The organism is Leifsonia sp. McL0607, assembly GCF_049993355.1.
Classification (GTDB): domain Bacteria; phylum Actinomycetota; class Actinomycetes; order Actinomycetales; family Microbacteriaceae; genus Leifsonia.
Map to the genome: position 1 here is coordinate 3,457,638 of NZ_CP188253.1, position 17,109 is coordinate 3,474,746.

17 protein-coding genes and 1 tRNA gene are annotated in these 17,109 nt (G+C 70.0%); 8 read left to right on the top strand and 10 right to left on the bottom strand.

Annotated features, from left to right (window positions below; genetic code table 11):
• Positions 1-22 precede the first annotated feature (22 nt).
• Complete coding sequence (gene polA, locus ACPPVW_RS16700; RefSeq protein WP_426624189.1) at positions 23-2,695, bottom strand: DNA polymerase I; 2,673 nt, start codon at positions 2,693-2,695, stop codon at positions 23-25.
• 66 nt (positions 2,696-2,761) lie between these two features.
• On the opposite strand from polA, the gene ACPPVW_RS16705 reads away from it, so the two are divergent.
• Positions 2,762-3,166: a hotdog fold thioesterase gene (locus ACPPVW_RS16705; protein ID WP_426624190.1), complete on the top strand. Its 405-nt coding sequence runs from the start codon at positions 2,762-2,764 to the stop codon at positions 3,164-3,166.
• Positions 3,167-3,360: 194 nt separating this feature from the next.
• Here the strand turns inward: ACPPVW_RS16705 and ACPPVW_RS16710 are convergent, their stop codons facing one another.
• Positions 3,361-3,966 (bottom strand): ANTAR domain-containing response regulator, encoded by a 606-nt coding sequence (locus tag ACPPVW_RS16710; RefSeq protein ID WP_426624191.1) that lies wholly within the window; start codon positions 3,964-3,966, stop codon positions 3,361-3,363.
• Between the two features lie 38 nt (positions 3,967-4,004).
• Between ACPPVW_RS16710 and ACPPVW_RS16715 the strand changes: the two genes are divergently transcribed.
• Positions 4,005-4,087 (top strand) — tRNA-Leu (locus ACPPVW_RS16715).
• A gap of 42 nt (positions 4,088-4,129) precedes the next feature.
• Here ACPPVW_RS16715 and ACPPVW_RS16720 read toward each other — a convergent pair.
• Positions 4,130-4,471 (bottom strand): ferredoxin, encoded by a 342-nt coding sequence (locus tag ACPPVW_RS16720; RefSeq protein ID WP_426624192.1) that lies wholly within the window; start codon positions 4,469-4,471, stop codon positions 4,130-4,132.
• A 124-nt stretch (positions 4,472-4,595) separates the two neighbouring features.
• The gene (locus ACPPVW_RS16725; RefSeq protein WP_426624193.1) at positions 4,596-5,096 is read right to left on the bottom strand and encodes an FBP domain-containing protein; all 501 of its coding nucleotides are present in this window, start codon (positions 5,094-5,096) and stop codon (positions 4,596-4,598) included.
• Positions 5,097-5,194: 98 nt separating this feature from the next.
• Here ACPPVW_RS16725 and ACPPVW_RS16730 point away from each other — a divergent pair, with 98 nt between their 5' ends.
• Positions 5,195-5,521: a thioredoxin family protein gene (locus tag ACPPVW_RS16730; RefSeq protein WP_426624194.1), complete on the top strand. Its 327-nt coding sequence runs from the start codon at positions 5,195-5,197 to the stop codon at positions 5,519-5,521.
• Positions 5,522-5,541: 20 nt separating this feature from the next.
• Here the strand turns inward: ACPPVW_RS16730 and ACPPVW_RS16735 are convergent, their stop codons facing one another.
• On the bottom strand, positions 5,542-6,366 hold the full coding sequence (locus ACPPVW_RS16735; RefSeq protein ID WP_426624195.1) for a hydrolase: 825 nt from the start codon (positions 6,364-6,366) through the stop codon (positions 5,542-5,544).
• Positions 6,367-6,429: 63 nt separating this feature from the next.
• Here ACPPVW_RS16735 and ACPPVW_RS16740 point away from each other — a divergent pair, with 63 nt between their 5' ends.
• Positions 6,430-7,230, top strand: coding sequence for an alpha/beta hydrolase (locus tag ACPPVW_RS16740; RefSeq protein ID WP_426624196.1), 801 nt, complete (start codon positions 6,430-6,432; stop codon positions 7,228-7,230).
• 55 nt (positions 7,231-7,285) lie between these two features.
• Entirely contained in the window at positions 7,286-8,308 is a 1,023-nt protein-coding gene (locus tag ACPPVW_RS16745) for an LLM class flavin-dependent oxidoreductase (RefSeq protein ID WP_426626330.1), read from the top strand.
• Between the two features lie 367 nt (positions 8,309-8,675).
• Here ACPPVW_RS16745 and ACPPVW_RS16750 read toward each other — a convergent pair whose 3' ends face one another.
• On the bottom strand, positions 8,676-9,140 hold the full coding sequence (locus ACPPVW_RS16750) for a VOC family protein (RefSeq protein WP_426624197.1): 465 nt from the start codon (positions 9,138-9,140) through the stop codon (positions 8,676-8,678).
• A gap of 36 nt (positions 9,141-9,176) precedes the next feature.
• Between ACPPVW_RS16750 and ACPPVW_RS16755 the strand changes: the two genes are divergently transcribed.
• Positions 9,177-9,956 carry an SGNH/GDSL hydrolase family protein gene (locus tag ACPPVW_RS16755; RefSeq protein ID WP_426624198.1) on the top strand — a complete coding sequence of 260 codons (780 nt, stop codon included), beginning with the start codon at positions 9,177-9,179 and terminating at the stop codon, positions 9,954-9,956.
• A 66-nt stretch (positions 9,957-10,022) separates the two neighbouring features.
• Here ACPPVW_RS16755 and ACPPVW_RS16760 read toward each other — a convergent pair whose 3' ends face one another.
• Positions 10,023-12,467 carry a phosphoketolase family protein gene (locus ACPPVW_RS16760; protein WP_426624199.1) on the bottom strand — a complete coding sequence of 815 codons (2,445 nt, stop codon included), beginning with the start codon at positions 12,465-12,467 and terminating at the stop codon, positions 10,023-10,025.
• Between the two features lie 146 nt (positions 12,468-12,613).
• Here ACPPVW_RS16760 and ACPPVW_RS16765 point away from each other — a divergent pair, with 146 nt between their 5' ends.
• Together ACPPVW_RS16765 and ACPPVW_RS16770 are read left to right on the top strand one after the other, a co-directional pair.
• Positions 12,614-13,192: an N-acetyltransferase family protein gene (locus ACPPVW_RS16765; RefSeq protein WP_426624200.1), complete on the top strand. Its 579-nt coding sequence runs from the start codon at positions 12,614-12,616 to the stop codon at positions 13,190-13,192.
• A gap of 39 nt (positions 13,193-13,231) precedes the next feature.
• On the top strand, positions 13,232-14,119 hold the full coding sequence (locus ACPPVW_RS16770; RefSeq protein ID WP_426624201.1) for an EamA family transporter: 888 nt from the start codon (positions 13,232-13,234) through the stop codon (positions 14,117-14,119).
• A gap of 79 nt (positions 14,120-14,198) precedes the next feature.
• Here the strand turns inward: ACPPVW_RS16770 and ACPPVW_RS16775 are convergent, their stop codons facing one another.
• The 3 genes from ACPPVW_RS16775 to ACPPVW_RS16785 are packed head-to-tail and all read right to left on the bottom strand — an operon-like array spanning position 14,199 to position 17,066.
• The gene (locus tag ACPPVW_RS16775; protein ID WP_426624202.1) at positions 14,199-15,092 is read right to left on the bottom strand and encodes an ABC transporter permease; all 894 of its coding nucleotides are present in this window, start codon (positions 15,090-15,092) and stop codon (positions 14,199-14,201) included.
• Positions 15,079-16,017 (bottom strand): ATP-binding cassette domain-containing protein, encoded by a 939-nt coding sequence (locus tag ACPPVW_RS16780; protein WP_426624203.1) that lies wholly within the window; start codon positions 16,015-16,017, stop codon positions 15,079-15,081. Before ACPPVW_RS16780 ends, ACPPVW_RS16775 begins: the two co-directional genes overlap by 14 nt.
• Positions 16,014-17,066 (bottom strand): LolA family protein, encoded by a 1,053-nt coding sequence (locus ACPPVW_RS16785; protein WP_426624204.1) that lies wholly within the window; start codon positions 17,064-17,066, stop codon positions 16,014-16,016. Before ACPPVW_RS16785 ends, ACPPVW_RS16780 begins: the two co-directional genes overlap by 4 nt.
• Positions 17,067-17,109 lie beyond the last annotated feature (43 nt).

Genomic DNA, 17,109 nt, shown 5'->3' on the forward strand with positions numbered 1-17,109 from the left:
GTCCATCTGCACGGCCTGCAGCTCAGTGGGCGGCGGCATCCCAGTCGGCGCCGCGGCCGATCTGCACGTCGAGGGGCACACGGAGGTCGGCTGCGCCGGCCATGCGGGTGCGCACGATCGCCTCGAGCGCGTCCCACTCGCCGGGGGCGACCTCGAAGATGAGCTCGTCGTGCACCTGCAGCAGCATCCGGGACTGGAGCGCGCGGTCGATCAGGTCGCCGGCGATCCCGAGCATCGCGATCTTCATGATGTCGGCGGCCGAGCCCTGGATGGGCGCGTTGAGCGCCTGCCGCTCGGCGTTCTCGCGCAATACCCGGTTGGTGCTGGTGAGGTCGGCGAACGGCCGCCGACGACCGAAGATCGTCTGGGTGTAGCCGTCGACCCTGGCGACCTCCACGACGCTGCGCAGGTAGTCGCGCACCGCGCCGAAGCGCTCGAAGTAGCCGGCCATCAGGTCTCGCGCCTCCTTGGTCTCGATGCGCAGCTGCTTGGACAGGCCGAACGGGCTCAGCCCGTAGGCGAGGCCGTACGACATCGCCTTGACCTTGGTGCGCATGAGAGCCGTGACCTCGTCGGGGGCGACACCGAACACCCGCGCGCCCACGAACCGGTGGAGGTCCTCCCCCGCGTTGAACGCCTCGATGAGGCCCGGGTCTTCGGAGAGGTGCGCCATGATCCGCATCTCGATCTGCGAGTAGTCCGCGGTCAGCAGCGTCTCGTAGTCGTCGGCGCTGCGGAAGGCCGAGCGGATCTCGCGCCCCTCCTCGGTGCGGATCGGGATGTTCTGGAGGTTGGGGTCGTTGGACGAGATCCGGCCCGTGCTGGTGCCCGTCTGGTCGTACGTCGTGTGGATGCGGTCGTCCGAGGTGACGGAGCGCTCCAGCGTCTCGACGATCTGCTTGAGCTTGGTCGCGTCGCGGTGCTGCAGCAGGAGGTCGAGGAACGGGTGAGGGTTGCTCTCTTGGAGGTCGGCCAGCGACTGCGCGTCGGTCGAGTAGCCCGTCTTGGTGGAGCGGGTCTTCGGCATTCCGAGCTCGTCGAACAGCACCTGCTGGAGCTGCTTGGGCGACCCGAGGTTGAGTTCGTGGCCGACCTCGGCGTAGGCGCGGGCGGCGTAGTCGTTGGCCTTGTCGGTGAGCTCGCCGCGCAGGCGGCTCAGTACGGCGGTGTCGATCGACACACCCGTCAACTCCATCTCGGCCAGCACGGCGACCAGTGGCAGCTCGATGTCGTCGAGCACCCGGCGGGTTCCCTCGTCGAGGGCGATCATCTGGCCCTCGGCGACGCGGCGGATGTACCAGGCCTCGGTCGCGGGACTCACAGCGTCGTTCAGCGGCACGAGTTGGTTGGGGTCGGAGACCGGCAGGGTCTCGCCGAGCACCTCGTAGACCTGCTCCGCCAGCGACTGCGGCGCCGCGCCCGGCTTGACGAGCCAGGAGGCGATGCGGGTGTCGAACGCGATCCCGTCGACCACGAAGCCGGCACGGCTCAGCGCCTTGAACTGCGGCTTGGCGTGGAAGAAGTACTTGGGAGCGCCGCTCCCGAGCCACTCCTCGAGTGCCTCGTAGTCGCGGCGGCCGGCCGCCCACGGAACGTAGACCGTGTCGTCGGCGGCGGCCAGGCCGAAGCCCGTGAGCCCCGCCGGACCGGTCTCCAGTTGCACGGCGACGGCCTGGCCGTCGGCGGAGGCCTTCGACAGCCAGTTGGCGAGCTCCTCGTCGACCAGCGTGCGCACGACCGGCGCGCTCACGGCTCCCGCGGCACCGTGCTCGGTGTCGCCCGCGGAGCCGTCGAGCATGCCCTCCTCTGCAGCGCTCTTCATGAGCCGGTCGAGCAACGTCTTGAACTGCAGGCGCGCGAAGATGTCGCGCACGGCGTTCTCGTCGAGCGGCTTGCGCTCGAGGTCGCCCGGACCGACCTCCAACTCGACATCGTCGAGCAGCTTGTTGAGCCGACGGTTGCGGAGGGCGTTCTCTTTCTGGTCGCGCAGGTTCTGGCCCACCACGCCCTTGATCTCGTCGGCGTGCGCCACGAGGTTCTCGACCGTGCCGTACTGCTGCACCCACTTGACCGCGGTCTTCTCGCCGACTTTGTCGATGCCGATGAGGTTGTCGCTCGTCTCGCCGACCAGCGCGGCGATCTCGGGGTACTGGTGCGGCTCGACGCCGTAGCGCTCGCGGACCGCGGCGGGGTCGTAGACCTTGAGCTCGGACACGCCGCGCACGTTCGGGTACAGCAGGGTCACGTCGTCGTTGACGAGCTGCAGGGTGTCGCGGTCGCCGGAGACGAGCAGGACGCGGTAGCCCTGCTCCCTGCCCTGACGGGCGAGCGTCGCGAGGACGTCGTCGGCCTCGACGTCTTCTTTGGCGATGGTGGTGATGTTCATCGCGTGGAGGGCCTCTTGAAGCAGCGGGATCTGGCCGACGAACTCGGACGGCGTCTCGTTGCGGGTGCCCTTGTACTCCGGGTACTCGCGCGTGCGGAACGAGTAGCGCGAGATGTCGAACGCGACGGCGATGTGCGTCGGACGCTGCTGCTGGAGCAGGTTGATCAGCATCGCGATGAAGCCGTGGATGCCGTTCGTGTGCTGGCCCTCGCGGTTGACGAAACTGTCGACGGGCAGTGCGTAGAAGGCCCGGAATGCCAGCGAATGGCCGTCGATGACGAGAAGGGTAGGCTTTTCGGAGTCTGACACCAGGCAAGCCTACAAGGGGCCGGTGACAGTCTCAGACGACCACCGACGACCTGGAAGAGGCCGCAGATGACCGAGGACGCGCTGGCGTACGTGAAGCAGCGGGGGCTCGGCGCCCTGGCCGACAAGATGGGCATCGAGATCGTCGAGTTCAGCGTCGAGCGCGCGGTCGCGCGCATGCCCGTCGTCGGCAACACGCAGCCGGCCGACCTCCTGCACGGAGGCGCCTACGTGGTGCTCGGCGAGTCCCTCGGGTCGATGTCGGCTAACCTCTACGCGGGCGAAGGCCGGCTCGCGGTCGGGATCGAGATCAACGCCTCGCACACGCGCGCGGCGACGACCGGCTACGTGACCGGCGTCTGCACGCCCATCCACCTCGGTCGCACGCTCACGACGCACGAGATCGCCGTCACCGACGACCGGGGCCGCCGCTGCTCGACCATCCGCATCACGAACCTGATCAAGGACCTGTAACCGGGTCTTCTGCGCGACATTCGCCGCAAATGTTACGACAGCGGCGCTCCTCCGCGACATTCGCCGCAAATGACGAACGACCGGATCGCGTGGTTCGGCGCGAAAGGTGCGATTGCGGCGTGTAGCGCCGCAATCGGCGGCAATGCCGCGCCGGCAGCTCTCGGCGGGGCGCAGGCGGAGCGCCGGCGGAACCGCTACGACTTGGGGGCGAGCTGCTCGATGATCGCCTGGGCGACGTCGTGCATGGTGAGGCGGCGGTCCATCGACGCCTTCTGGATCCAGCGGAAAGCGTCCGGCTCGCTGAGGCCCATCTTCTCGTTGAGGAGGCCCTTGGCACGGTCGACCAGCTTGCGGGTCTCGAACCGCTGCACCATGTCGGAGACCTCGGCCTCCAGCGCGATGATCTGCTGGTAGCGGGCGAGGGCGATCTCGATCGCCGGCAGGAGATCGTTCGGGGTGAACGGCTTGACGACGTACGCCAGCGCGCCGGCTTCGGTCGCGCGCTCGACGAGCTCCTTCTGGCTGAACGCGGTCAGCAGCACGACCGGCGCGATGTGGTTCTTGGAGAGGCGTTCGGCTGCCGAGATGCCGTCGAGCTGCGGCATCTTGACGTCCATGACGACCAGGTCGGGGCGCAGCTCGGTAGCGAGCGCGACCGCGGTCTCGCCGTCTCCGGCCTCGCCGACGACCTCGAAACCGTTGTCGCGCAGAGTCTCGACGATGTCGAGCCGGATGAGCGACTCATCCTCCGCGACGACGACTCGGCGGGGTGCGGTTGGGGTGGTCTCCTGGTCAGTCACGGGTAAAAGCCTACGGTATTGTTCAGGTGTTGTTGTGCGCCGCTGTGGCGGAATGGCAGACGCGGAGCACTCAAAATGCTTTGTCCGGAAGGGCGTGTGGGTTCGAGTCCCACCAGCGGCACAACCTCCTCGGCTCCCTCGTCAGCGCGACCGGAACTCTGATTCAGGTGTTCCGTCGCAGTCGCAGGGCCAGCGCGGGGCAGAGCGCGACGGCGTCCTCGGCGGCCTCCAACTGGTCGTTGCGCACGGGGATGTCGGAGCGCGACGACGCGGGGACGCCGACGGCGAACGGGTAGCCCCACTCGTCGCGAGCGATCGTGCCCTCCAGCAGCTCGGCGCGTAGTCCGCGGCCGTCGCAGCGCGTCCAGTCCACGTGGAGGCTGTGCTGCGCCGCCCTTATCGGGGACTCCTCACGCAGCGGCCTCCGCATGGGCGTGCACGTCGCGCGCGAACACCCGTAGCGCGCTGCGGACCAGCCGCGCCGTCCCGCCGATCGCATGTCCATGGCCCGGCCCTCCATCCCGTCCTCTGCTGATTCCAGCGTGCGCGGCGATTCTTTCCGCATCCTTAATCCGGATGGGAAGATCCTGGCGGAAGGTTATGGATCGGCTATGGCCGGTCGGGGCGCCCTAGATCCGGGCGCCGACCACGGCCTGCGCGAAGCGGCGGACGCGCTCGCCGAGACCGGCGATCTGCTCCTCCATGACCCGATCGGCGTCGAAGCCGACGTAGTGCGCGGGAGGGGTGCAACGCACGTTCTCGGTGCACTCGAACGACCCGCAGACGAGAGCGCCGACGGTGTCGCCCTTGCGCCCCGCCTCCCCGGCCCGCCTGGCCGACCAGAAGTAGACGTCGCGGATCAGGTGGACATCTTGGCACCATCCGCACATCGTCGGCATGTGCGAGCGCATGGAGGCGTCCGAGGCGCGCAGGACGATGCCCACCGTGCCGCTGCCTGTCGGGATGACCACGTAGCCGCGTTGCGGGAGGCGCGGGTCGCGCCAGCCGAGGAACTCGCGGCGCGCCCAATCGACCTCGTGCAGCCCGGGCGGCAGCGGAAGCTCGGCGGCGTCGGCACGCGAGCAGTTCACGAACGACTCGCGGATCTCCTGCGGGGTCAGGCTCTCCATGTGCACCTCCTGCGTTCCATGCTCGCATACGAGCGGGCGCGCGCCGCCCGGCCAACAGACTTGACCTTGACCCCGGGGGCACGGCTTAGCCTCGCCGCATGAGCACACTGGCCAGCGTCACCGACGCCTCCTTCGGCTCCGACGTCCTCGACGCGGAAGGCACAACCCTCGTGGAGTTCTGGGCGCCGTGGTGCGGCCCCTGCCGGGCACTGACGCCGATTCTGGAGCGCATCGCGGACGAGAACCCCGACCGCCTGCGCGTCGTCCGCATCAACGCCGACGAGAACCCGCGCACTTCGGCGGCCTACCGCGCGCTGTCCCTCCCGGTCACGCACGTCTTCCAGAACGGGGAGGTCGTCAAGACGATCGTCGGAGCGAAGCCGAAGCCGGCGCTCGAGTTCGAGCTCGCGCCGTTCCTCACCTGAATCGAAGGGCCGGGACCGAGTCAGGTCAGGTGGTCGAACGCGCCGCTGACCCACCCGATGTAACGCTCGGCCGAACGGAGGACGGCACCCCGCGCGTCCACCGGCACGACATTTCCGAGGTTGCCGTACATCCGGTCGAAGGGCCGGTCGCACACCAGGTCGGCCACGCGGCGAACCACCGCGGCAGACAGCGGGATGTCGTTCGGGAAGCTGCGCTGGAACGTCACCCATTTCTGCGACGGCCCGGGGAAGACGGTGTCTCCGCTGAGTACGACGCCGCGGTCCCAGTGCACGACCGCACTGCCCGGGAAGTGCCCGCCGATCGTGCGAAGCAGGACGCCGGGCAGCACCTCCTCCTCGCCGCTCCATTCCTGGATTGCCGCATCCTCCCGCTGCACCCAGCGCCGGTCGGCCGCGTTGACGAGCACCGGCACGCCACCGAGCATGCGCGACCACGAGGTCTGTGCTCCGAACATGTGCGGGTGGCTGGTGGCGATCACAGCGGCGCCGCCGAGATCCTGCACGGCCGTCGCCGCCGCCTCGTCGACATAGCCGGTGGGATCCCAGAGCAGATTGCCGTCGGGGGTGCACAGCAGCAAGGCCCGCTGGCCGATGCCCACCTTCGGCTCGCTGCTCAACCCGTACAGGTCGGGTTCGAGCTGTGTCACAGTCACGCGCTCGCCCTCCCGTTGCAGCCGTTGCAGGGTCGTCCAGCGCTGTCCCGTCGGCGGGACGTACTGGCGTTCGTCCTCGCAGATCGGGCAGGATGGCGGCGGCTCCTCCCCGTCAGCAGTCACGATCGGTGTCGTCTCCACGGCGCACGTCGCGCACAACCAGTCGGCCATGCGCGCCACGCTACCCGCCGTCGCGTCTAGCCGCACGGGCGTGCGCTCGTTAGCGTGTGCGCCATGGCGAATCAACCTGTGCTCTTCATCCACGGCCTCTGGCTGCACGCCAGCAGCTGGCAGCCCTGGATCGACCTCTTCACGGCGGAGGGCTACGCCCCCGTCGCTCCCCTGTGGCCCGGCGAGAAGGACACTGTGGCTGAGACCCGCGCCCACCCCGACGACGTCGCGAACTTCGGCATCGACGAGGTAACCGCCCACTTCGCGGAGATCATCGACGCGATGGACGCGCCTCCGGTCATCATCGGCCACTCGTTCGGAGGCCTCGTCACCGAGAAGCTGATCGGGCAGGGCTACGGCAACGCCGGAGTCGCGATCGACCCGGCGCAGATCAAGGGCGTCCTGCCGCTGCCCTTCCGTCAGCTCAAGTCGTCGTTTCCGGTGCTCGCCAACCCGGCCAACATCCACAAGCCGATCGCCCTCACCGAGGAGCAGTTCGCATTCGGCTTCGCGAATCAGCTGACCGACGCGGAGGCGAAGGAGCTGTTCGACCGTTGGACGGTCCCGTCGACCGTCCGTCCCATCTTCCAGGCCGCCGGGGCCAACTTCAGCGTGCACTCGCAGGCCGCCGTCGACACGAAGAACGAGGACCGCGGCCCGCTCCTGCTCATCGCGGGAGGCGAGGACAACACGGTCCCCGCGGTGACGACGGACGCGACGCTCAAGCAGTACCGCGACTCCAACGCCGTGACCGAGCTGATCACGTTCAAGGACCGCGGGCACTCGCTCGTGATCGACCACGGCTGGCGCGACGTCGCGACCGAGATCCTGGTGTGGCTCGGCCAGCAGGGGCTGGAGGACTGAGCGGCGTTAGAGGCACCGGTCGCGGAATACCGCGCGCCTCCGCCGCCTTGCCACCATCGTGAAACGCATCGGCTTCCTCAGCTTCGGTCATTATCAGGCCGTCCCCGGCTCCGTCGTCCGGACGGCCGGCGACGCCCTCCTGCAGACGGTGGAGCTCGCCGTCGCCGCCGAGGAGGTGGGAGCCGACGGAGCGTACGTGCGCGTGCACCACTTCGCGCCGCAGCTGGCCTCGCCGTTCCCGCTCCTGGCGGCGATCGGCGCGCGCACGTCGCGGATCGAGATCGGCACCGGCGTGATCGACATGCGGTATCAGAACCCGCTGTACACCGCGGAGGAGGCCGCCGCCGCCGACCTCATCAGCGGCGAGCGCCTCCAACTCGGCGTGAGTCGCGGGTCGCCCGAGCCCGCGCTCGCCGGCTACGAGTCGTTCGGGTACGTCCCCGGCGATGGCGAGTCGGATGCCGACCTCGCCCGGCGGCACACCGCGATCTTCCGTGCGGCGATCGCGGGCGAGGCGATGGCGAACGCCGATCCCCGGACGACCGGCACCTCCGGCGGCCTGTCGATCCAGCCGCTCTCGACGACGCTGCCCGAACGGATCTGGTGGGGCGCCGGCACACGGGCGAGCGCGGAGTGGACAGCCGAACAGGGCATGAACCTGATGTCGTCGACCCTGCTCACCGAGGACACGGGGGTACCCTTCGACCAGCTGCAGGCGGAACAGATCCAGCGATTCCGGAACACGTGGGCCGAGATGGGCTGGGAACGGGAGCCGCGGGTCAGCGTGAGCCGCAGCATCATCCCGATCACCGACGAGACCTCGTACCGGTACTTCGGCGCCCGGGCCCAGGTGGAGGGCCGCGACCAGGTCGGCCAGCTCGACGGCGGCCTCGCTCGCTTCGGCCGCTCCTATATCGGCGAGCCGGAGAAGCTCGCGTCAGAGCTGGCAGAAGACGAGGCGCTCCGGATGGCGGACACCGTGCTGGTGACAGTGCCGAACCAGCTGGGCGTCGACTTCAACGTGCGGCTGCTGGAGGGCGTGATCGCGGTCGGGCGCGAGCTCGGCTGGCGGGACTGAGCGGCCCCGTCCCCCATTGTTGGTCTGGTCCCCCGGAAGGGTACGCTTTGCGAACTCGACGATCGGGTGCGGGGATTTTTTGCGGCCGGGTTGGCGCTTCTGTTCGTGTCACCGGTCTCGGCGCGACAGCCGCTCCGGCGAGCGCTGTGACGCTCAGCGACCGGGATGTGGGCCTGGGGCAACCCGATCGAGCCCTCCGTCGACCCGCGCGGCGACGGCGAGCCGGCGCTCGAGCCGAAGGCCCTGGTCGCGTTCGCCGCCGTGCAGACGCTGCGGACGGTCTACCTCTGGGTGCCGTGGGCCGCGGATCAGGGACCGTTCTCCGCCTGGCTGCGCTCGGCCGTCCGCGCCCTGCACGACGCCGGCTTCAGCCGGTCGCGTCGGCGGCCTCGAAAAGCGCGGCGATGTCGAGCTTGCCCATCGTCAGCATCGCCGCGTTCGCCCGGCCGGCGCGCGCGGGGTCGGGGTCCTGCTGGAGCTCGAGAAGCGCGCGCGGCACCACCTGCCAGCTGAGCCCCCAGCGGTCCTTGCACCAGCCGCACGGCCCCGGCTCTCCTCCACCCGAGATGAGGCCGTCCCAGAGCCGGTCGACCTCATCCTGGTCCTCGCAGACCACCATGATGGAGGCCGCCTCGGTGAAGCTGTAGAGCGGACCGCCGTCGAGAGCGAGATACTCGGTCCCGCCGAGCTCGAAGGTGACGAGGACGGTGGCGCCGTCTTCGCCCAAGCGAGCGACGCTGAGGACGCGGGAGTCGGGCACCAGCGAGACGTAGTGGTTCGCCGCCGCTTCGGCCTGACCGTCGTACCAGAGGAAAGTCCTGACCTTCTGCATGACGGTCATGGTACGCGGCGGCGGTAGCGTAGCGGCATGGTGTTCACGAGTTACATCGCGATAGGCGACAGCTTCACGGAGGGCGTCGGCGACGACCTCCCCGATGGTCGGCAACGCGGCTGGGCCGATTTCGTCGCGCTCGGTCTCGCTTTCGCGTCGACGGAGCCGGTGCGCTATGCGAACCTCGCCATTCGCGGACGCAAGCTCACTCCGATCCTCACCGAGCAGCTGGAGCCGGCGATCGCGCAGCACCCGCAGCTCGTGAGCCTCAACGGCGGAGGCAACGACATCATGCGCCCGCGCGTGACCATCGAGTCGGTGGCGCACCAGTTGATCGATGCCGCCGACCGGGTGGTGGCCTCCGGCAGCCGGATGCTGCTCCTGAGCGGCGCGAACCCCAGCAGGCACCTGCCGGCCGGCGGACTGCTCCGCAAGCGCGGCGACGAGCTCGCGGTCGCGGTGCGCGATCTGCTGCCGCGCGACGGCGTGCTCTTCGTGGACAACTGGGCGGACGAGTCGCTGGAGGACGTGCGCTACTGGTCCGCCGACCGCCTGCACCTGAACGCGCTCGGCCACGTCCGCGTCGCGAGCAACGTGCTGACCGCGCTCGACGTGCCGGTCCCGACCGAGTGGGGCGTCGCCGAGGTGGAGGCCGCGCCGGCGGGCGAACACTCCCGCCGCACTGCCGACTATTACCGGCGCTACGTGCTCCCGTGGATCGGGCGGCGCCTCACCGGCCGCTCCTCCGGCGACGGCCGCACAGCCAAAATCCCGGAGCTGACCCCCGTCGACCCCGCCTCCGCCCAACCGCTCTGACGCCGAGGGGCACGTAGATGCCCCTATCCGCCGGCGGGTTGGGGCATCTACGTGCCCCTCGGCGGGTCAGTCGTTGTCGCCGCCGGTGGTGTCGATGCGGGTGGTGCGCGTGCCTCCGCCCCAGCGCCACTCGGCGACCTCGGGGATGTCCTCCCCGCGCTCGCGCGTGTACTGCCGCGCGCGCAGGCGGGCGTCCACCATCTCCTGACGGAAGTCGGCCTCCTTCGCCGCCAGCCCGGGCACCCGGTCGAGCACATCGATCACCAGGTGATAGCGGTCGAGGTCGTTGAGCATCACCATGTCGAACGGTGTGGTGGTGGTGCCCTCCTCCTGGTAGCCGCGCACGTGGAGGTTGTCGTGCCCTGCCCTCCGATACGTCAGTCGGTGGACCAGCCACGGATAGCCGTGATAAGCGAAGATCACGGGCTTGTCGACCGTGAACAGCGCGTCGTATTCCCGATCGCTCATTCCGTGCGGGTGCTCCCCCTCGCTCTGCAGCCGCATCAGGTCGACGACGTTCACCACGCGCACCGCGAGCTGGGGCAGACGCCGACTGAGGATGTCCGCGGCGGCGAGCACCTCCAGGGTCGGGATGTCACCGGCGCAGCCGAGCACGACGTCCGGCTCCTCGTCGTCCTTCTCGGTGCCCGCCCACTCGAAGATGCCGATGCCGCGCGTGCAGTGCGCGATGGCGTCGGGCATGCTCAGCCAGTTCGGCGCCGGTTGCTTGCCCGCCACGACGACGTTGACGTAGTCGACCGAGCGCAGACAGTGGTCGTAGGTCGACAGCAGGGTGTTCGCGTCGAACGGCAGATAGACGCGCACCACGTCCGCCTTCTTGTTCATGACGTGGTCGATGAAGCCGGGGTCCTGGTGCGAGGCCCCGTTGTGGTCCTGGCGCCAGACGTGCGAGCTGAGCAGGTAGTTCAGGGAGGCCACGGGTCTGCGCCACGGGATGCGGCGGGAGGTCTTCAGCCACTTGGCGTGCTGGTTGAACATCGAGTCGACGATGTGGATGAACGCCTCATACGAGGTCAACACGCCGTGCCGGCCCGTCAGCAAGTAGCCCTCCAGCCACCCCTGGCACTGGTGCTCGCTCAGCACCTCCATCACCCGTCCGCTCGGCGCCAGGTGGTTGTCGGAGTCGATCGGCCAGTACTCGGCGTTCCACTGCTTGCCGGTGACCTCGTAGACGTCCTGCAAGCGGTTGGATGCCGTCTCGTCGGGCGCGAACAGCCGGAAGTCTTCGGGGTTCTCCGCCATCACGTCACGCAGCCAGCCGCCCAGGACGCGCGTCGCCTCTGCGACGGTCTCCCCCGGCGCCGGCACGTCGACGGCGTAGTCGCGGAAGTCCGGGAGGCGCAGGTCGCGGCGCAGCAGGCCGCCGTTCGCCGCCGGGTTGGCGCTCATCCGGCGGGAGCCCTCCGGCGCGAGCGAGGCGACGAGGTCGACGGGCGCTCCCGATGCGTCGAACAGCTCCTCTGGCCGGTACGACTGCAGCCAGCTTTCTAGCAGGCGCGTGTGCGCCTCGGTGTCGCGCGCGTCGGCGAGCGGAACCTGATGAGAACGCCAGTTGTTCTCGGCGGGATGGCCATCGATCTCCGGCGGGCAGGTCCAGCCTTTGGGCGTGCGGAGGATGAGCATCGGCCAGGCCGGACGGTCGACGAGGTCGCCCGCGGCCGCAGCAGCCTTGATCTCGGCGATCCGGTCGAGGATCTCGTCCAGCGTCGCCGCCATCCGCTTGTGCACCTCGCGCGGGTCCTCGCCGTCGAAGCCTCCCGAGACCAGGTACGGGGTGTAACCGTAGCCGCGCATCAGCTCGAAGAGCTCGCTCTCCGGGATGCGGGCGAGGACGGTCGGGTTGGCGATCTTGTACCCGTTGAGGTGGAGGATCGGCAGCACGACGCCGTCGGCTTTCGGATTCAGGAACTTGTTCGAGTGCCAGGCCGTCGCGAGCGGCCCGGTCTCTGCCTCCCCGTCGCCGACCACCGCCGCCACCAGGAGGTCCGGATTGTCGAAGGCGGCGCCGTAGGCGTGCGAGAGGGCGTAGCCGAGCTCGCCGCCCTCGTGGATGCTGCCCGGCGTCTCCGGAGCCGCGTGGGACGGGATCCCACCCGGGAACGAGAACTGCCGGAACAGCCGGCGCAGGCCCTCCTCGCTGCGGTCGATGGCGCTGTAGATCTCGCTGTAGGTGCCGTCGAGGTAGGCGCCGGCGACCACGCCGGGGCCGCCGTGGCCAGGGCCTGCGACGAACAGCGTGTCGAGATCGCGCTGCCGGATGGCCCGGTTGAGGTGCGCGTACACGAAGTTGAGGCCGGGAGTGGTGCCCCAGTGCCCGAGCAGGCGCGGCTTGATGTCGTCGCGCGAGAGCGGGCGGCGCAGCAAGGGGTTGTCGAGGAGGTAGATCTGCCCGACGGAGAGGTAGTTGGCGGCGCGCCACCACGCGTCCAGCTGGTCGAGTTCGCCGGCGGAGAGGGGTGCTGGGGAGAGATCGTTCGAGGTCTGGCTCACGCGGGCATCCTACGAGCACGTCGCCGGTGATAACAGCCCCGTCGAGGGGCACGTAGATGCCCGTATCCGAGCGGTTGTAGGGGCGTTTACGTGCCCCTCGGCGGTGGAGGGTGTGGAGGTGAGCGGCGCGCGGGTAGATTCGGGGCATGGCGGACGGAGTGGTCACGGAGTCGGTGAGCGCGTCGACCTGGCGCGATTTGCAGACGGTCTTCGGCACGAAAGGCGACCCGGCCGGCTGCTGGTGCCAGTGGTTCAAGCTGAGCCGCGCCGACTGGGACGCAGCCACACGCGAAGAGACCAGGGCGCGACTGCATGACCAGGTGCAGGCCGGCTCTCCCGGGGTCATCGCCCGCATCGACGGCGAGCCGGTCGGCTGGGCGGCGGTGGAGCCGTTCTCGGCCTACCCCGCGCTCGGGAGGTCGCCGATCACCCGCCGAAAAGAGGGCGACCCCGAGGACCCGTGGGCGGTCACGTGCTTCGTGGTCCGGTTGGAGTACCGCAAGCGCGGTGTCGCGCGCGCCCTCCTCGCCGGGGCGCTCGAGCACGCGCGCGAGCGGGGAGCCACCGTCATCGAGGGCTACCCGGTCGACCCGGAGGTGCGACCCTCGCTGTCGGCGGCCGAGCGGTACCACGGCACAGTCTCGCTGTTCCGCGATGGCGGGTTCGAGGTGGTGCGCAGGCCCAGCGCGACCCGCGCGATCATGCGCCGCGAACTGCAGAGCTGACACGCGCTGGAGGGCAAGGGAGGCCCTAAGCTCGATCGAGTGAGTTCGCAGCGCAATCGGGTCGTCGTCGGGGCCGGCACCCAGATCGCCACCGAGGTCAGCATCAACTTCGGCTCGTCCGTGGCCGGATTGCTCATCCCGGTCGTCGGCTCGCTCGTCGTGGTCGCCGTGCGCCAGGTCGTGACCGCTGTCTGCATTCTGCCGTTCTACCGCCCGAAGCGGGCGGAGCTCACCTGGCGCCGGCTCTGGCCGGCCCTCGCTCTCGGTGTGGTGCTGGCCGCGATGAACCTCAGCTTCTACGAGGCGGTGGGGAGGCTCGGCCTCGGGATCGCCGCCACGATCGAGTTCCTCGGCCCTTTCGCCCTCGCCCTCGCCGGCTCTCGCCGGCTGCTCGACGCCGGCTGCGCCGTCGCGGCCGCGGGCGGGGTCGTGCTGCTCACCGCGACCGAGGGCACGATCGACCCGATCGGCGTCGTGCTCGCGCTCACGGCCGCGGCGTCGTGGGCGGCCTACATCCTGCTGACCCGGAGGGTCGCGACCCGGCTGCCCGGTCTCGAAGGGTTGAGCGTGGCGAGCGTCGTCGCGACCGTGCTCACCGTGCCCCTCGCCCTGATCGTGGTCGACTACGCCCGCATCGACTGGCGCGTCGCGGGCCTCCTCCTGACCGCCGGGATCCTATCCTCCGCCGTGCCGTACAGCCTGGACACGTTCATCCTGCGCCGAATCCCGCCGCGACTCTACGCGGTCATCACTGCGTTCGGGCCGGTGATCGCGACGTTCTTCGGCGTCCTCGTGCTCGGCGAGCGCTTCGAGCTCGTGCAGCTCGTCGGCATCGTCGTGGTCTGCCTCGCCGCGGGTGTGAGCATCGCCACCCAGCGCGCCCACGCGCGCTCCGACCTCGAGGCGACCGCCGAGACGATCCCGTAGTCGGCGCGCGCGGGCACCGAATTGGCAGGACACGCCGTCAGGCGGCCGGGCCAGGCGGCGTGTCCTGCCGACTCGTTCGTCAGGACAGGATGTCCTTGCTGAGGAAGCGGCCGACGGCCAGCGCGCCGAAGACAGCGACGTACCCGGCCTGCAGCACCGCGTTGGAGACGAACGAGTCCCACACCAGCGGGGCGCGGAGGAAGTCGGCGAAGCCCAGCCAGTAGTGGCTGAAAAGCCAGGGGTGGAGGGCGTCGAGCTGCGGCAGCTGGTCGAGCACCTGCGAGACGACGGCCAGCACCGCGGTCGCGGCCATGGCTCCCACCGGCACGTCGGTCAGCGTCGACAGGAACAGCCCGATCGCGCACATCCCGAGCAGCGACACGACGATGTACAGCGCGATCAGCAGGAGGCGGACAGCCGCGTCGCCCACGCTCACCACGCTGCCCGAGAGCAGGGTCACCGGGCCGATCGGGAACAGGATCGCGCCGATCGCCGCCCCCGCGATGGCGACCGTCAGTGCCGCGGCGATGCAGAACGCCGCGCACCCGGCGTACTTGACCGCGAGCAACCGCAGACGCCCCGCCGGCGCGATCACGAGGTACCGCAGCGTGCCGTGACTCGCCTCACCGGCGATCGTGTCGCCGGCGACGACCCCGATGGTGAGCGGGAGGAACAGCGGAACGCAGACGACCAGCGCGGTGAACGCGACGAACAGACCATTGCTGGTGATCTGGTCGAGGAACGCCGGTCCCCGGCCCCGACCGGTCACGCGCACGGCGACCGCGATCAGGATGGGCACTGCCGCCAGTGCCGCGAGCATCGCCCAGGTGCGCCACCGTCGGAACAGCACCGAGAGCTCCGAGCCCAGCAGCGCCCACCCGGCCGACGGCCGATCCCGTCGCGCAGCCACGGAGACCTGCGGCACCGGCGCGGCGGACGACACCTCGAGCGGGACGGCCTCACTGCTCGACATCGAAGCCCTCCCCCGTCAGCTCCACGAACCGTTCCTCGAGGCTCGACGCGCGCACGGTGAAACCACGCAGGCGCACACCGGCGCCGACGAGTGCCGCGGCCAAGTCCTCCGCGGGCGGCGCGTCATCGCCGAGCCCGGCCTCCACCTCGGCGCCGACGGCCTCGGGCGCCAGCCCCAGCCGAGTCAGCACCTCCGCCGCGACACCCTGGTCAGGGGTCGTCACGATCACCCGGGGTCCGGAGGCGCTGCGCAGCTCGTCGAGCGACCCCTGGGCCACAAGCTTCCCCGCCCGCATGATCGCGGCGTGCGAGCAGATCTGCTCGATCTCGGCGAGCAGATGGCTGGAGACGAACACGGTCGTCCCCTCGCCGGCGAGCGAGCGGACCAGGTTGCGCACCTCCCGCGTGCCCTGCGGGTCGAGCCCGTTCGTCGGCTCGTCGAGCACGAGGAGGTCGCGATCGGTGAGCAAAGCACCGGCGATCCCGAGCCGCTGCTTCATACCGAGCGAGTAGGCGCGCACGTGCTTGCCCGCCGCGTGGGACAGGCCGACCCGTTCCAGGGCCAGCTCCACCCGCGCCGACCGGGTGGCGCCCGGAGCGTAGCGGTCGGCAGTGTCTCGACGTACCAGGTTCGCGGCGCCGGACAGGTACGGAGCGAACGACGGGCCCTCCACGAGCGCCCCTACGCGCGGCAGAACCGACGCGCCACGGTCGGGCATCTCCTCGCCGAGCACCGACATCGAACCGGCCGACGGGGAGATCAGGCCGAGCAGCATCCGGATCGTGGTGGTCTTGCCCGACCCGTTCGGGCCGAGGAACCCGAACACGGACCCGCGCGGCACGGACAGGCCGAGGTCGTCGACCACCGCGCGTCCGCGGAACCGCTTGGTGAGCCCGCTCGTCGCGATCGCGGCGGCGTCGGTCACTGGGCGGCGGACTGCAGCGCGGAGACGGGAACGGCGCCGGCGAGTACCCGGCCGTCGGCCGTGACGAGCACCGAGAGCAGAGAGGTCGAGAGCGCCCGGCCTCCATCGACCGACTGCGTGAGTTCGCCGACCAGCGGGTCGTCCAGGACCTTCGTCGGCACCGAGCCGGCAGGGAGGCTGACGATCGTCGCCCAGCCCGTACCGGTCACGGTCGGCTTCGGGTGCGCGGCACCCGACGGGCGCTCACCCGACTTCGGCGACTGCTCGGTCACGGTCGCGCCCTTCGGCGGAGTGAACGAGAAGACGCTCGCATCCGGCGCTCCGGGGTTGAACGAGGTGAACCCGGCCTCGAACGCAGGCGAGGACTGCCCGCGAGCCATCACCTGCACGCGCAGCGGGAGGCCCGTCCGCCCGTCGACCGCGATGGCGACCGACCCCACTAGGGTCGCGTCGGTGCGCGGCGTCAGCACCAGGTCGTAGGCGTCCCGTCCGGCGACCTTCGTGTTCGACCCGAGGGAGACCTTCGTCGTCGGATCGACGGCCGCGAGGAAGCGCTCCGCGAGCGCCTGCGGGGTGGTGGCGGTCGCGTCAGGATTCGGCGTCGGCTGCGCGCTCTTCGCGTGCTTCGGAACGGTGAGATGCGTCACCGACTCGTCCGACGACTGGTACAGCCAGACGTCCGAGCCGTTGCGAATCGCATCGCGCTCGGCCAACTGGTCGAGCACCTGCACGCGCACCTTCGTGGGACCGTCCACATACACCTTGGCCGTGTGGTCGTCCATCAGCAGTTCGAGGGTGCTCGCGGCCGAGCTGTCGGCGCCGGAACCGCCGGCGGTCTTCGGGAGACTCGGCAGCCCCAGGTCGGAGCTCTGCTCGACCGTCCCGCTGAACGCCTTCGTGTCGCTCGACGCGACCAGTCGGAGGACATCCTCCGGAGACTTCACGGGGAGGTCGGCGGCGCCCGCGGCGAGCGGGACCGCGATGGCTCCCGCGGCGATGGCGACAGGGACGACGATGGCGGGCAGCCAGCGGACCAGGCGGTGCTTCATAGTCCCGAGGATACGCTCGGCACCCGTCCGCCGACCCTCCGTA

What these genes read in the sequence shown, in the direction of transcription:
- ACPPVW_RS16705 (WP_426624190.1), top strand. Translation starts at nt 2,762, where the DNA reads ATGACCGAGGACGCGCTGGCGTACGTGAAGCAGCGGGGGCTCGGCGCC.
- ACPPVW_RS16720 (WP_426624192.1), bottom strand. Translation starts at nt 4,471, where the DNA reads ATGGACATGCGATCGGCGGGACGGCGCGGCTGGTCCGCAGCGCGCTAC.
- ACPPVW_RS16725 (WP_426624193.1), bottom strand. Translation starts at nt 5,096, where the DNA reads ATGGAGAGCCTGACCCCGCAGGAGATCCGCGAGTCGTTCGTGAACTGC.
- ACPPVW_RS16730 (WP_426624194.1), top strand. Translation starts at nt 5,195, where the DNA reads ATGAGCACACTGGCCAGCGTCACCGACGCCTCCTTCGGCTCCGACGTC.
- ACPPVW_RS16735 (WP_426624195.1), bottom strand. Translation starts at nt 6,366, where the DNA reads ATGGCCGACTGGTTGTGCGCGACGTGCGCCGTGGAGACGACACCGATC.
- ACPPVW_RS16740 (WP_426624196.1), top strand. Translation starts at nt 6,430, where the DNA reads ATGGCGAATCAACCTGTGCTCTTCATCCACGGCCTCTGGCTGCACGCC.
- ACPPVW_RS16750 (WP_426624197.1), bottom strand. Translation starts at nt 9,140, where the DNA reads ATGCAGAAGGTCAGGACTTTCCTCTGGTACGACGGTCAGGCCGAAGCG.
- ACPPVW_RS16755 (WP_426624198.1), top strand. Translation starts at nt 9,177, where the DNA reads ATGGTGTTCACGAGTTACATCGCGATAGGCGACAGCTTCACGGAGGGC.
- ACPPVW_RS16765 (WP_426624200.1), top strand. Translation starts at nt 12,614, where the DNA reads ATGGCGGACGGAGTGGTCACGGAGTCGGTGAGCGCGTCGACCTGGCGC.
- ACPPVW_RS16775 (WP_426624202.1), bottom strand. Translation starts at nt 15,092, where the DNA reads ATGTCGAGCAGTGAGGCCGTCCCGCTCGAGGTGTCGTCCGCCGCGCCG.
- ACPPVW_RS16785 (WP_426624204.1), bottom strand. Translation starts at nt 17,066, where the DNA reads ATGAAGCACCGCCTGGTCCGCTGGCTGCCCGCCATCGTCGTCCCTGTC.